Origin of the sequence: Ornithinimicrobium sediminis (genome assembly GCF_021272345.1) — a bacterium.
GTDB classification, from domain to species: domain Bacteria; phylum Actinomycetota; class Actinomycetes; order Actinomycetales; family Dermatophilaceae; genus Ornithinicoccus; species Ornithinicoccus sediminis_B.
The window spans coordinates 334,327-347,934 of the sequence record NZ_JAJSDQ010000002.1 but is presented as its reverse complement, the minus strand read 5'-3'; the positions used below and the strand labels follow the sequence as shown (position 1 = coordinate 347,934).

At 72.5% G+C, this 13,608-nt stretch carries 13 protein-coding genes; 4 read left to right on the top strand and 9 right to left on the bottom strand.

Going from position 1 to position 13,608, the window contains the following annotated elements; all coding sequences use genetic code 11:
• Positions 1-15: 15 nt before the first annotated feature.
• Positions 16-1,062 (bottom strand): quinone-dependent dihydroorotate dehydrogenase, encoded by a 1,047-nt coding sequence (locus LVO85_RS06055; RefSeq protein ID WP_232746510.1) that lies wholly within the window; start codon positions 1,060-1,062, stop codon positions 16-18.
• 41 nt (positions 1,063-1,103) lie between these two features.
• Here LVO85_RS06055 and LVO85_RS06050 point away from each other — a divergent pair, with 41 nt between their 5' ends.
• Together LVO85_RS06050 and LVO85_RS06045 are read left to right on the top strand one after the other, a co-directional pair.
• Positions 1,104-2,207 (top strand): mannose-1-phosphate guanylyltransferase, encoded by a 1,104-nt coding sequence (locus LVO85_RS06050; RefSeq protein ID WP_232746509.1) that lies wholly within the window; start codon positions 1,104-1,106, stop codon positions 2,205-2,207.
• 125 nt (positions 2,208-2,332) lie between these two features.
• The gene (locus LVO85_RS06045; RefSeq protein ID WP_269813040.1) at positions 2,333-3,499 is read left to right on the top strand and encodes a glycosyltransferase family 4 protein; all 1,167 of its coding nucleotides are present in this window, start codon (positions 2,333-2,335) and stop codon (positions 3,497-3,499) included.
• Here LVO85_RS06045 and LVO85_RS06040 read toward each other — a convergent pair.
• On the bottom strand, positions 3,496-4,029 hold the full coding sequence (locus tag LVO85_RS06040; RefSeq protein WP_232746508.1) for a 2'-5' RNA ligase family protein: 534 nt from the start codon (positions 4,027-4,029) through the stop codon (positions 3,496-3,498). The genes LVO85_RS06045 and LVO85_RS06040 overlap by 4 nt on opposite strands.
• 64 nt (positions 4,030-4,093) lie before the next feature.
• Between LVO85_RS06040 and LVO85_RS06035 the strand changes: the two genes are divergently transcribed.
• Positions 4,094-5,584, top strand: a complete 1,491-nt coding sequence (locus tag LVO85_RS06035; protein WP_232746507.1) for a S10 family peptidase — start codon at positions 4,094-4,096, stop codon at positions 5,582-5,584.
• A gap of 27 nt (positions 5,585-5,611) precedes the next feature.
• Here the strand turns inward: LVO85_RS06035 and LVO85_RS06030 are convergent, their stop codons facing one another.
• Both LVO85_RS06030 and LVO85_RS06025 read right to left on the bottom strand, forming a co-directional pair.
• Positions 5,612-5,803 (bottom strand): hypothetical protein, encoded by a 192-nt coding sequence (locus LVO85_RS06030; protein ID WP_232746506.1) that lies wholly within the window; start codon positions 5,801-5,803, stop codon positions 5,612-5,614.
• Between the two features lie 98 nt (positions 5,804-5,901).
• Complete coding sequence (locus LVO85_RS06025; protein WP_232746505.1) at positions 5,902-8,127, bottom strand: NADP-dependent isocitrate dehydrogenase; 2,226 nt, start codon at positions 8,125-8,127, stop codon at positions 5,902-5,904.
• Positions 8,128-8,263: 136 nt separating this feature from the next.
• Between LVO85_RS06025 and LVO85_RS06020 the strand changes: the two genes are divergently transcribed.
• Positions 8,264-9,253 (top strand): malate dehydrogenase, encoded by a 990-nt coding sequence (locus LVO85_RS06020; RefSeq protein ID WP_232746504.1) that lies wholly within the window; start codon positions 8,264-8,266, stop codon positions 9,251-9,253.
• Here the strand turns inward: LVO85_RS06020 and LVO85_RS06015 are convergent.
• Genes LVO85_RS06015 through purN form a run of 5 tightly spaced genes read right to left on the bottom strand, consistent with a single transcriptional unit; the run spans position 9,250 to position 13,596 of the window.
• A complete protein-coding gene (locus LVO85_RS06015; protein ID WP_232746503.1) occupies positions 9,250-9,561 on the bottom strand; it encodes a DUF3017 domain-containing protein in 312 nt (103 codons plus the stop codon). The genes LVO85_RS06020 and LVO85_RS06015 overlap by 4 nt on opposite strands.
• A 10-nt stretch (positions 9,562-9,571) precedes the next feature.
• Complete coding sequence (locus LVO85_RS06010) at positions 9,572-10,429, bottom strand: bifunctional methylenetetrahydrofolate dehydrogenase/methenyltetrahydrofolate cyclohydrolase (protein ID WP_232746502.1); 858 nt, start codon at positions 10,427-10,429, stop codon at positions 9,572-9,574.
• Positions 10,426-11,406: a DMT family transporter gene (locus LVO85_RS06005; protein ID WP_232746501.1), complete on the bottom strand. Its 981-nt coding sequence runs from the start codon at positions 11,404-11,406 to the stop codon at positions 10,426-10,428. The genes LVO85_RS06010 and LVO85_RS06005 overlap by 4 nt, the downstream gene beginning before the upstream one ends.
• Positions 11,396-12,982 carry a bifunctional phosphoribosylaminoimidazolecarboxamide formyltransferase/IMP cyclohydrolase gene (purH, locus tag LVO85_RS06000; protein WP_232746500.1) on the bottom strand — a complete coding sequence of 529 codons (1,587 nt, stop codon included), beginning with the start codon at positions 12,980-12,982 and terminating at the stop codon, positions 11,396-11,398. Before purH ends, LVO85_RS06005 begins: the two co-directional genes overlap by 11 nt.
• Entirely contained in the window at positions 12,979-13,596 is a 618-nt protein-coding gene (gene purN / locus LVO85_RS05995; RefSeq protein WP_232746499.1) for a phosphoribosylglycinamide formyltransferase, read from the bottom strand. Before purN ends, purH begins: the two co-directional genes overlap by 4 nt.
• Between the last annotated feature and the right edge of the window lie 12 nt (positions 13,597-13,608).

Sequence of the window (13,608 nt, the reverse complement as noted above, 5' to 3'; positions counted from 1 at the left end):
CGGTTTCCGGTCAGGCTAGAGGCAAGCCACCTCGCCCACAAGGGCCGGCCCGGCGTAGACCAGACCGGTGTAGAGCTGCACCAGGCTTGCACCTGCGTCCAGCATGCGCGCTGCGTCGTCGGCCGTCATGAGGCCACCGACCCCGATGACGGGGAAGTCCGTCGTCGCGGTGATGCGGGCCACGACCGCCCTGCTGCGCTCGGTGAGCGGGGCACCGCTGAGCCCGCCGGGCTGCTCGGCGGTATGTCGCTCCTGCGGATGGACGCCGTCCCGCGACAGTGTCGTGTTGGTCGCGATGACGCCGGACACCCCCGTGTCCCCGGCGACCTGGAGGGCCTCGTCGACCGCCTGGTCCGTGAGGTCCGGAGCGAGCTTCACGAGCACCGGCACGTCGCCCGCCTGGGTCACGACGGCCGCGAGCAGCTCCCGCAGCGGGCCGGCGTCCTGCAGCGACCTCAGCCCCGGGGTGTTCGGGCTGGAGACGTTGACGGCCAGGTAGTCGGCCAGACCCGTCACCGCGCGCACCGAGACCAGGTAGTCGTCGACCGCGTGCTCCACAGGGGTCACCTTGCTCTTGCCGACGGACACCCCGACCGGCACGTCGACCAGGCCCGCCTCCCGCGCCCGCCGCAGCCGCTCCGCGAGGGCGTGCACACCTGCGTTGTTGAAGCCCATCCGGTTGATGACGGCCCGGCTGCGGGGCAGACGGGCCATGCGCGGGCGGGGGTTGCCCGGCTGGGGCACGGCGGTCACGGTGCCGAGCTCGACGTGGCCGAAGCCGAGCGCCCCCCAGGCGGCCAGGGCCCGCCCGTCCTTGTCCATGCCCGCGGCCAGCCCCACCCGGTTGCGGAAGCGCAGGCCGAGCACCTCCACGGGAGCGTCGGCAGCCGTGCAGTCCCCCGAGAGCGTGCGGGCCAGGCTCCGGCCCGGCCCGGTCGCACCCAGCACCTGGGCGGCTCGCAGGGTCGCGTGGTGGGCCCGCTCGGGGTCCAGCCCGAAGAGCACCGGACGCAGGACCGAGGAGTAGCCGGCGGTGAGCAGGCGGGTGTGAGGAGCGGGCACGGCACGCAAGCCTACCGAGGCCCTCGCCCTAGACTGACCCGATGACCAGCCCTCCTTCCGAGATCCCCGGCTTCTACGGTGTGATCCCGGCCGGCGGCTCGGGCACCCGCCTCTGGCCGTTGTCACGCCGGGCCTCCCCCAAGTTCCTCCAGGACCTCACCGGCAGCGGGCACAGCCTGCTCCAGGCCACCGTGCAGCGGCTGACCCCCCTCTGCGACGACCGGCTCCTCGTGGTCACCGGCGCCCGGCACGTCGAGGCGGTGCGGCAGAGCCTGCCCGACCTCGGCACGGACTCGGTGCTGGTCGAGCCCAGCCCCCGTGACTCGATGCCGGCCATCGGCCTCGCGGCAGCCGTGCTGGAGCGCCGTGACCCCGACGCCGTGCTCGGCTCGTTCGCCGCCGACCACGTCATCGGCGACACGTCCGTCTTCCGCGACTGCGTGACCCAGGCGGTCGCCATGGCCCGCGAGGGTGCCCTGGTGACCCTGGGCATCACCCCCACCTACCCCGCCACCGGCTACGGCTACGTCGAGGTGGGCGAGACCTATGCCGTCACCGGCGCACCGGACGCCCACCGTGTGGTCCGGTTCGTGGAGAAGCCTGCCGTGGACGTCGCCCGGTCCTACGTCGCCGACGGCCACCACCTGTGGAACGCCGGCATCTTCGTCGTCCGCGCCGGCACCCTGCTGGAGCTCCTGGCCCAGTGGCATCCCGAGCTGGTCGCGGGGCTGCGCCGCATCGCGGACGACCCCGCAGCCATGGACGAGGTCTGGGACGACCTCCCCCGCATCGCCATCGACCATGCCGTGGCCGAGCCCGCCGCCGCCCAGGGCAGGGTGGCCGTCGTGCCTGCCCGCTTCCCGTGGGACGACGTCGGCGACTTCGCCTCCCTGGCCTCCGTGCTGGAGGAGTCCACGACCCACCCGGGGCTGCGGGTCCTGGGAGCCCAGGAGCTGGTGCTCAGCCGCGACAGCACCGGCGTCGTGGCGGCCCACGGGGGCCGCACCGTCGTGACCCTCGGCGTGCCCGACGTGGTGGTCATCGACACCCCGGACGTCATCCTGGTCACGACCCGCGAGCGGGTGCAGGATGTCAAGGGAATCGTCGAGATGCTCCAGCACGGTGGACGGGAGGACCTCACCTGACTACGGACCTGACCCAGGAACCCGCGCCGACCCGGCGGCGGGACGGTGTCGGTCACCCACTGGTCACCCGCCGCACATCCGCCGCACCCGACGACGTCGCCGACCGGGCACCCGACGCTCCCACGATGGAGCACGTGCGCGTCGCCATCGTGACCGAGTCGTTCCTTCCTGCCCTCAACGGGGTCACCACGAGCGTCTGCAAGGTGCTGGAGTGCCTGCGCGACGACGGCCACGACGCCGTCGTCATCGCTCCGGGCACCAGCCCGTGGAGCCCCGTCGCCACCCCCGAGCGCTATGCCGGCTTCCCCGTCCACCCCGTCACCAGCGTCCCCGTGCGGCAGTTCCGGGTCGGCCTGCCCTCCTACGAGCTGGAGACCGTGCTGCACCGGTTCGGCCCCGACGTCGTCCACGTCGCCTCGCCGTTCGTGCTGGGAGTCCGAGGTCTCATCGCCGCTCGGGCCCTGGGCCTGCCGACGGTGGCCGTCTACCAGACCGACATGCCGAGCTACATCCGCCAGCACTCCGGACCGGCCGGCGACCTGACCGCGCGCGCCGCGTGGGCGTGGATCCGTCGCATCCACGCCCACGCGGACCTCACCCTGGCCCCTTCGACGTCCGCGCTGGAGGACCTGCAGGCCCACGGCATACCACGCACCGCACTGTGGGGCCGCGGGGTGGATGCCGAGCTCTTCCACCCCGACCGGGCACTGGACGCCGAGACCCTGGCCCTGCGGCAGCGGCTCGCGCCGCACGGCGAGGCGCTTCTCGGCTACGTCGGCCGACTGGCCCCGGAGAAGGAGCTCCACCGGCTGGCCGAGCTCAACACCGTGCCGGGCACGCGGCTGGTGCTGGTCGGCGAGGGACCGAGCCGGGAGGACCTCGCCCGCCAGCTGCCCGGGGCGGTGTTCCTCGGACGGCGTGAGCGGCTCGACCTCGCACGCTGCTACGCCGCCTTCGACCTGTTCGTACACGGCGGCACCCGCGAGACCTTCGGCCAGACCCTGCAGGAGGCCGCCGCCACGGGCCTGCCGGTCGTGGCTCCCGCCCGCGGGGGCCCGGTGGACCTCATCGAGCACGGTCGCACGGGGCTGCTCTTCGACCCTGACCGCGCCGGCGCACTGCGTGCCGCGGTGAGCTCGCTCCTGGTCGGGCCGGACGCCGCGGCCACCCGACGGGTCATGGGGTCGGAAGGGAGGCGACGTGTGGAGGACCGCTCCTGGCGACGCCTCACCCGCGAGCTGGTGCGCCACTACTCACGGGCCGTCGCCCACACCAGCCGGTCCGTCGCCTAGCGCCCCAGGACGAACTCGGTGTCGTGCCGCCAGACTCCGTCGCCGTTGTGTGCGTAGAGCCGGATCCGGTCGGCCAGGAACCGGCAGGTGAAGTCGGCCAGCTGCTCGAAGGCACGGTCGAGTGCGGACTCCTCCAGGTCGTGCGCGACCGTGACGTGCGGGTGGTAGGGGAACTGCACCGTGCGCTCCACCGGGCCGCTGCGCACGCGCCGCTCCAGCACCTCGCAGGAGGCCACACCGCGGGCCACCTGGATGAACACCACGTCGGACACCGGCCGGAAGGTGCCGGTGCCACGGAGCACGACCGGGAAGGCCTGGTGACCGGAGGCCACGCCGTCGAGGTGCGCGCGCAGCCGGGTCACCACGGGCACCGGCACCGCCGTGGGTGGCAGCAGGGTGATGTGGGTGGGGATGTGGCGCGCCTGCACGTCACCCAGCCGGATGCGGGCCTGCTGCAGGTCACTGCCCCAGGGGTCCGGCACCGGCAGGGCCACACCCACGGTGGTGGTCTCCTCGGGCTGGCTGTCCACAAGAGCCGACCCTACAACCGGCGACCGAGGACGGTGGCGGGCCGGTCCGACATACAGTCGGGTCATGAGCGAGAAGCAGGAGCCGACCGAGCCCACGCCGCCGGGTCACACGTCCTCCACGGCGCCGGCCGACCCGACCGACGACCTGGTGACGACCGAGCACACCCTGCAGGTCGAGGACCGCACCGTGCACTACACGGCCACCACAGGCCGCATCGTGCTCCGCGAGGAGGTCTACGACGACGGCGTCTTCACCGGCGTGGTGCCGCGTGCGGAGGTCTTCCTGACCTCCTACGTCGCGACCGACGGCGAGCGCGACCGACCGGTGACCTTCGCGTTCAACGGAGGTCCGGGCTCCTCCTCGGTCTGGCTGCACGTCGGGCTGATGGGGCCCCGTCGGGTGCGTATGGGGGACGTCGGTGACCTGGTGCCGCCGCCCTACCACCTGGTCGACAACCCCGAGTCGCTCCTGGCCGTCTCTGACCTCGTCTTCATCGACCCGGTCTCCACGGGCTACTCCCGCGCGGTCGAGGGCGGCAAGCCCGGGGGCTACCACGGCGTCAGCGGGGACATCGAGTCGATCGGCGAGGTGATCCGGCTGTGGACCGCACGCAACGAGCGCTGGATGTCGCCCAAGTTCCTGGCGGGCGAGTCCTACGGCACGCTGCGCGCCGCGGCCCTGGCCGACCACCTGCAGAGCCGGTACAGCCTGTCGCTCAACGGCGTCATGCTCATCTCGGCCGTCCTCGACCTGGGCTCCATCGGGCTGCACGAGCCGGACACCGACCGGGCCTTCGTCAGCTTCCTGCCGACGTATGCCGCGGTGGCCCACCGACACGGCAGGCACGGTGACGCCACCCTGGAGGAGGTCGTCCAGGAGGCGCGCGACTACTGCGAGCGGGACTACCCGTGGGCCCTGTCGCAGGGACGTCGGCTGGTGGGTGAGGAGCGCGCCGAGCACGTGCGCAAGGTCGCCCGGCTGACCGGCCTGTCGCCCGCCTGGGTCGACCGGGCCGACCTGCGCGTCGAGCACATCCGCTTCTGCACCGAGCTGCTGCGCGACGAGCGGCGCGTCGTCGGGCGCCTCGACGCGCGGTTCACCGGACCGGCCGCGGCGGGCAACGCGGAGACGTTCGACGCCGACCCCTCGCACGACGCCATCGCAGGCCCCTACGCCGCAGCGTTCAACCACCTCGTGCGGGTCGACCTCGGCTACGCCTCGGACCTGCACTACGAGCAGATCTCACCGCGGGTGCACCCGTGGTCCTACGCCGACTTCGAGGGGCGCTCCGTGGACGTCAGCCCCCGCCTGGCGCGGGCGATGCGAGCCAACCCCCACCTAAGGGTGCACGTCGCCTACGGGTGGTTCGACGTGGCGACCCCCTTCCGTGGTGCAGAGGAGACGCTGGCCGCCCTGGCGGTCCCGGTCGACGACCTGGAGCGCATCGAGCACCACTACTACCCGGCCGGCCACATGATGTACGTCCACGAGCCCAGCCGAGTCAAGCAGAGCGCCGACCTGGCCGACTTCGTCCGCCGTGCCGTGCGGGGCTGAGGCACGCCGACCACAGGTCGTGGTGTCTCAGCCGAGGGCGCCGCCCAGCCCGCCGAGCTTGCCCATCAGCTCCTTCGGGTCGATGCCGTACTTCTCCAGCAACCCCGAGTCGCGCTCGGTGTCCACCTGCTGCGGCAGCTCGGAGTCGGCCTGCGAGGCCTTGTCCTGCTCACCGCGTGACTTGAGGAACTCGATGATCTGCGCCTTGTCGATCTGCATGGTGCCTCCATAGCTCGAGGTTGACGTGCGACGTCGACACTAACGAGGACCTGGCGCGCTGCAACCGTGGACGACACCGGGCGTCCTCCGCGGCACCGTCAGCCGTCGTGCAGCTCGGCCAGCACCTCGTTGAAGGTCGCCGACGGGCGCATCACCGCGGCGGTCCGGTCGGGGTCGGGGCGGTAGTAGCCCCCGATGTCCACGGGTCGTCCCTGCACCTCGACCAGCTCCTGGACGATGACGTCCTCCTGCTCACCGAGGCGGCGGGCCACCTCCCTGAAGGCCTGGGCGAGGTCGGTGTCCTCGTCCTGCACAGCCAGCTCCCGCGCCCAGTAGAGCGCCAGGTAGAAGTGGCTGCCCCGGTTGTCGATGCCGCCCAGGGCCCGGCTGGGCGAGCGGCCCTCGTCGAGCAGGGTGCCGGTGGCCCGGTCGAGGGTGTCGGCCAGGATCTGGGCACGCTGGTTGCCGGTGACCCCCGCGAGGTGCTCGAAGCTGACAGCGAGGGCGAGGAACTCGCCGAGGCTGTCCCACCGCAGGTAGTTCTCGCTGAGCAGCTGCTGGACGTGCTTGGGAGCGGAGCCACCGGCCCCGGTCTCGAACAGTCCGCCGCCGCTGATGAGGGGGACCACCGAGAGCATCTTGGCGCTGGTGCCGAGCTCCAGGATCGGGAAGAGGTCGGTGAGGTAGTCGCGCAGCACGTTGCCGGTGACCGAGATGGTGTCCTCGCCACGCCGGATCCGCTCCAGGGTGTGGGCGATGGCCTGCACGGGAGCCATGATGTCGATCTCCAGGCCCTGGGTGTCGTGCTGGGCGAGCGCCTCCGTGACCTTGGCGACGAGGTTGGCGTCGTGGGCCCGGCTCTCGTCGAGCCAGAAGACCGCAGGTGTCTGCGAGGCTCGGGCTCGGGTGACGGCGAGCTTGACCCAGTCCTGGATCGCGACGTCCTTGGTCTGGCAGGCACGCCAGATGTCCCCGGCAGCCACCGTGTGCTCCAGGAGCACCTCGCCCGAGCCGTCGACGACCTGCACGGCGCCGGGGCTGTCGATCTCGAAGGTCTTGTCGTGGCTGCCGTACTCCTCAGCGGCCTGGGCCATGAGGCCCACGTTGGGCACCGAGCCCATCGTGCTGGGGTCGTACGCGCCGTGAGCCCGGCAGTCGTCGATGACGACCTGGTAGATGCCGGCGTAGCTGCTGTCCGGCAGCACCGCCAGGGTGTCGGCAGGCTCACCGTCCGGACCCCACATCTGCCCCGAGGTGCGGATCATGGCCGGCATGGACGCGTCAACGATGACGTCGCTGGGCACGTGCAGGTTGGTGATGCCCTTGTCGGAGTCGACCATCGCCATGGCCGGCCCCTCCTCCAGGCCACGCCGGACGGCCTCGCCGACCTCGGCACGGACGGCCTCCGGCAGGGCGTCGAGGCCGGACAGGATGCCGCCGAGCCCGTTGTTGGGACTGAGCCCTGCCGCAGCGAGCTGGTCCCCGTAGGTGGAGAAGACGTCGGGCAGGAACGCGCGCACGGCGTGACCGAAGATGATCGGGTCGGACACCTTCATCATGGTGGCCTTGAGGTGCAGCGAGAAGAGCACGCCGCGCTCCTTGGCCTCGGCGATCTGGCGGCCCAGGAAGGCCTGCAGCGCGGCTGCCCTCATCACCGAGCTGTCGACGACCTCGCCGGCCTGCACCGGCACCGACTCCTTCAGCACCGTCACCGTGCCGTCGGTGCCCACGTGGCGGATGCTCAGGGTGTCCTCGGAGGCGGTGACCACCGACTGCTCGGTGGACCGGAAGTCGTCGGCGCCCATCGTCGCGACCTGCGTGCGGGAGTCGGCGGACCACTGCCCCATGGAGTGCGGGTGGGCGCGGGCGTACTGCTTCACCGAGGCGGGGGCGCGGCGGTCGGAGTTGCCTTGCCGCAGCACCGGGTTGACCGCACTGCCCTTGACCGTGTCGTACCGGGCGCGGGCGTCGCGCTCCTCCTCGGTGGACGGCGCGTCGGGGTAGTCCGGGAGGTCCACTCCCTGGGACTGCAGCTCGGCGACGGCCGCCTTGAGCTGCGGCAGGGACGCGCTGATGTTGGGCAGCTTGATGATGTTGGCCTCCGGCGAGCCGGTGAGCTCACCGAGCTCGGCCAGGGCGTCGGGCACCTGCTGGTCCTCCGGCAGCCGCTCGGCGAAGGCTGCCAGGATGCGGGCGGCCAGGGAGATGTCACGTGTCTCCACCTCGATGCCGGCGGTCGAGGCGAAGGCCTCCACGACGGGCTTCAACGAGTGCGTGGCCAGCATGGGCGCCTCGTCGGTGACGGTGTAGATGATCGTGGCCATGGGGCGCGACGTCTCCTCGGATCGATGCGGGTGGCGTGCTCTGACTTCGACTCAGGCTATCGTGCGCACGCTCGCAGCGAGCGCCAGTGCTAGCGTCGCGCTGACGCATATCCGAGCCGCACCGAAGGGTCCATTCGTGAACACTCCCGTCAAGGTCGCCGTGACCGGCGCCGCCGGACAGATCTGCTACAACCTCCTCTTCCGCATCGCGGCGGGCGACATGCTGGGCAAGGACACCCCGGTCGAGCTGCGCCTGCTGGAGATCACCCCGGCGCTCAAGGCCCTCGAGGGCGTCGTGATGGAGCTCGACGACTGCGCGTTCCCGCTGCTGTCCTCGGTGGAGATCGGCGACGACCCGGACGTCGTCTTCGACGGGGCGAACATCGCCCTGCTCGTGGGCGCCCGGCCCCGCACCAAGGGTATGGAGCGGGGCGACCTGCTGGAGGCCAACGGCGGCATCTTCACCGGGCAGGGTCGGGCCCTCAACGAGCACGCCGCAGACGACGTGCGGATCACGGTGACCGGCAACCCGGCCAACACCAACGCCCTCATCGCGATGCACAACGCCCCGGACATCCCCACGGAGCGGTTCTCGGCGCTCACCCGGCTGGACCACAACCGTGCCGTCGCCCAGCTGGCCCACCGCACCGGCGCCTCCGTCACCGACATCCGCCGGATGACGATCTGGGGCAACCACTCGGCGACGCAGTACCCTGACCTGTTCCACTGCGAGGTGCGCGGTCGCAACGCCGCCGAGACCGTCGACGACCAGGGCTGGCTGGAGGACACCTTCATCCCCACGGTCGCCAAGCGCGGCGCCGCGATCATCGAGGCGCGTGGGTCCTCCTCGGCGGCCTCGGCCGCCTCGGCCACGATCGACCACACCCGCGACTGGCTGCGGGGCACGGCTGAGGGCGACTGGGTGTCGATGGCGGTGCGTTCGGACGGGTCCTACGGTGTGCCGGAGGGTCTCATCTCCTCGTTCCCGGTGACCACCAGCGGAGGGGACTGGTCGGTCGTGCAGGGGCTGGAGGTCGACGACTTCTCCCGAGGACGCATCGACGCCTCGGTCGCCGAGCTCTCCGAGGAGCGCACCGCCGTCACCGAGCTGGGGCTGGTCTCTTAGCGGATCACCAGGCTCGAGCTCAGCACGGCGGCCGCCGCGGCCAGCGCGAGCAGGAGCCCGACGTCCCAGAGGCGCGAGCGCACGACCAGCCCGCCGGTGCGCTCCTTGGGGAGCAGCCCACGCACGATGGCCGCCACCAGCAAAGTGGCGGCCATCGCGTACCCGTAGGCCCGGATGCCGCCACCCAGGATCAGCCACACGGAGACCGCCAGTCCGGCCGGCAGGAGCCACCATGCGCCGAGAGGCTGGTAGGTGTGCCCACGGGAGGTGCCGCTGCCGGCGGTGCCGCCGACGGCAGGGTCGCTCATCGACGGGGGCTCACGCGCCGGCCTCGTCGGCGGCGCGCTCCGCTGCCGCCACGACGTTGCTCAGCAGCATCCCGCGGGTCATCGGCCCCACCCCACCAGGGTTGGGCGAGAGCCATCCGGCGACCTCCCGCACGCCGGTGGCGACGTCACCGGCGATCTTGCCGTCACGGCGGGCGACGCCCACGTCGAGGACGGCCGCACCGGGCTTGACCATGTCGGCCGTGACGAGGTCGGGCACTCCGGCCGCCGACACGACGATGTCTGCGCGCCGCGTGTGGGCGGACAGGTCCCGGGTGCCGGTGTGGCACAGGGTGACGGTCGCGTTCTCCGAGCGCCGGGTGAGGATCAGACCGAGCGGGCGTCCCACCGTGGTGCCCCGGCCGACCACGACGACCTCGGCCCCGTCGAGGGCCACCCCGTGCCGCCGCAGCAGCTCGACCACGGCGACGGGCGTGCACGGGAGCGGTGCCGGCTCCCCGAGGACGAGCGAGCCGAGGTTGACCGGGTGCAGACCGTCGACGTCCTTGACCGGGTCGACCCGGGAGAGGATGGCGAACTCGTCGAGGCCGGTGGGCTGCTGCACGAGGAAGGCCGTGCAGGCCGGGTCGGCGTTCAGCTCGTCGACGACGGCCTCCACGTCGGCCTGCGAGGCACCGGCGGGTAGGTCACGCCGGATCGAGGAGATGCCGATCTCGGCGCAGTCACGGTGCTTCGCCCCGACATACCACGTGCTCGCCGGGTCCTCGCCCACCAGCACGGTGCCGAGGCCCGGGGTGACGCCTCGAGCCGCGAGCGCAGCCACACGCTCCCGGAGCTCGTCCTTCAGGGTGGCCAGGACGGCCCTGCCGTCGAGCGTGCGCGCGGTCATGGCGCCCACTGTAACGACCGCAGGCGTGCCCGGCGGGAGGCCAGTCCGGCCCCCGCCGCAGCCACCACGGTGATCCCCACCCCGACGAGCATCTGGAGGCCGACCTGGTCCCGGGTGGCCGGGTTCGCGAGGTCGAGCACCAGCGCGGTCGCCAGCTGGCTGGTGACGGTGACCAGCCCGAACAGCAGCACCCCGGTGTGCTGGACGGCCCACGCGGCGAGGGCGATGAAGACGACGCCGCACATCCCGCCCCACCACGCCCAGCCCGGTGCGGACCAGTCGGTCGGCAGCCCCGCCCGCCACACCGGGACGGCCCCGATGAGCAGCAGGGTGCTCGTGCCCGCGACGAAGTTGACCCAGGCGGTCGCGGTCGCGTCGCGGGTCACCGTCGTCACGCGCCCGTTGAAGGCCTGCTGCACGGCGACCGCCATCCCGACGAGGAAGGCGAGCAGCACCGGCAGCAGCACCACCGCCGAGCCGTCGTCGGCCGACGTGGCCGCCACGGCCACCCCCACCACGGCCAGTGCCGCCGCCACCACCCGGGCAGGCGACAGCGCCTGGGCTGCTGCCGGCCCCAGCCCGAACCGGTCGACCAGCAGGGCGCTGACGGTCTGCCCGCCGATCGTGGCGATGAGGAACGCGGCCACGCCGACGATCGGCACGGCATACGTCTGCGTGCCGACCAGCAGACCGCCACCCACTCCGCCGAGGACCTGCCACGGGGCCAGCCGGCCGTCGCGCAGGGCCGAGCCCACCCGCGCGACACGGGCACGCTGTCTCGGCAGCACGAGCAGCAGCGACAGCACCAGCAGACCGGAGCCGAAGCTCACCCACGCCGCCGGGAAGCTGCCCACCGACTCGGACAGCCGACCGTTCATGCGCGACTGGACGGCGATGAGCGCACCGCAGCCGAACGCCGCCAGCAGCGCCAGGGGTCCTGCGAGCCGCGGCTCAGCCAGCCGCGGCTCAGTGGGCAAAGTGGCGGGTGCCGGTGAAGTAGAGGCTCACGCCGGCGCGCTCGGCAGCCGCGACGACCTCCTCGTCCCGGATCGAGCCGCCAGGAGCGACCACCGCACGGACACCCGCGTCGAGCAGCACCTGGAGCCCGTCCGCGAACGGGAAGAACGCGTCGGAGGCCGCCACGGAGCCTCGAGCCCTCGCACCGGCACGGTTCACCGCCAGATGGCAGCTGTCCACCCGGTTGACCTGACCCATGCCGATGCCCACGCTGGCGCCGGAGTCGGCCAGCAGGACCGCGTTGGACTTCACCGCCCGCACCGCCCGCCACGCGAACGACAGGTCGGCCATGGTGGCCTCGTCGGCCGCATGGCCGGCGACCAGGCGCCAGCGCTGCGGCGCGTCCCCTCCCCCCTCGACCTCCGCGTCGATGGCGTCGCGGTGCTGCATGAGCAGGCCCCCCGACACCGGCCGGATCTCCACCCCGCCGCGGGCCGGGGACGCGGCGCGGATCAGCCGCAGGTTCTTCTTGCGCTGCAGCACGGCCAGGGCGTCGGCCTCGAAGCCAGGGGCCACCACGACCTCGGTGAAGATCTCGGCGAGCTGTTCGGCCATCCGGCCGGACACGGGGCGGTTGGTGGCGACGATGCCGCCGTAGGCCGAGACCGGGTCGCAGGCATGTGCCTTGCGATGGGCCTCGGCGATGTCCGACCCGACCGCGATGCCGCAGGGGTTGGCGTGCTTGATGACGGCGACGGTCGGCTGCTCCCCCTGGTCGTGGGCGGCCCGGCGGGCAGCGTCGGCGTCGACCCAGTTGTTGTAGGACATCTCCTTGCCCTGCAGCTGCTCGGCCTGCGCCAGCCCGGGGCCGTCGGGGTGTCCGTCGGCGTAGAGGGCGGCCGGCTGGTGCGGGTTCTCCCCGTAGCGGAGCACCCCGACGCGCTCCCAGGTCGCGCCGACCCAGCGCGGGAAGCCGGTGCCGTCGGAGGTGTCGGAGACGACGTTGCCCATCCAGGAGGCCACCTGCACGTCGTAGGTGGCCGTGTGGACGAAGGCCTGCGCGGCCAGCTGCTGTCGCGCGGCGAGCGTGAAACCGCCCGCCCGGACGGTGTCCACGACGGTGCCGTATGCCGTCGCGTCGACGACCACGGCGACGCTGCGGTGGTTCTTCGCCGCGGCCCGCACCATGGACGGGCCGCCGATGTCGATCTGCTCCACACAGGCCTGCGGGTCGGCCCCCGCGGCGACGGTCCGGGCGAACGGGTAGAGGTTGACGACCACGAGGTCGAACGGCTCGATCTCGAGGTCGCGCAGCTGGGTGACGTGCTCGGGGTCACCCATGTCCGCGAGCAGGCCTGCGTGCACACGAGGGTGCAGGGTCTTGACCCTCCCGTCGAGGCACTCGGGGAAGCCGGTGAGCTCCTCGACCCGGGTGACGGGCACCCCGGCGTCCTCGATGCGTGCGGCGGTGGAGCCCGTCGAGACCAGGGCGACCCCGGCCTCGTGCAGGCCACCGGCGAGCTCCTCGAGACCGGACTTGTCGTAGACCGAGATCAGGGCCCGGCGCACCGGACGGCGCTGGTCGGTGGAGTTCACAGGAGCGTGACCTTTCTGTCGGTGAGGGTGTAGCCGTGGGTGACGATGCGACCGACCGTGCGCACCAGGAGGTCACGCTCGACGACCTTGATGCGTTCGTGCAGGGACTCCTCGGTGTCACCGGCGCGCACCGGCACCGCCCGCTGTGCCACGATCGGGCCGGTGTCGACGCCGGCGTCGACCAGGTGGACCGTGCAGCCGGTGACAGCCACACCGTGCGCCAGCGCGTCGCGCACGGCGTGGGCGCCGGGGAAGGCCGGCAGCAGCGCGGGGTGGGTGTTGAGGACGGTGCTGCAGCCGAGCACGGCCGGCCCGAGGACCTTCATGAAGCCGGCGCTCACCACCCATCGCGGGTCGACGTCGGGCAGGTGCTCGACGAGCAGGCCCGCCATGGCCCTGTCCCAGGCGCGTCGGTCGGGGTGGTCCCCGACACGGCAGACGAAGGTGGGGATGCCGGCTCGCTCGGCGCGCGCGAGGCCGGTGACCGCCGGCCGGTCGGCTCCGACGGCGGCGATCCGCACACCGTAGGACGGGTCGGCTGCGGCGTCGACGAGCGCCTGGAGGGTGGTGCCGCTGCCGGAGACGAGGACGACGACCGGCCGGGCTGCACTCACGGGGTGAGCCTA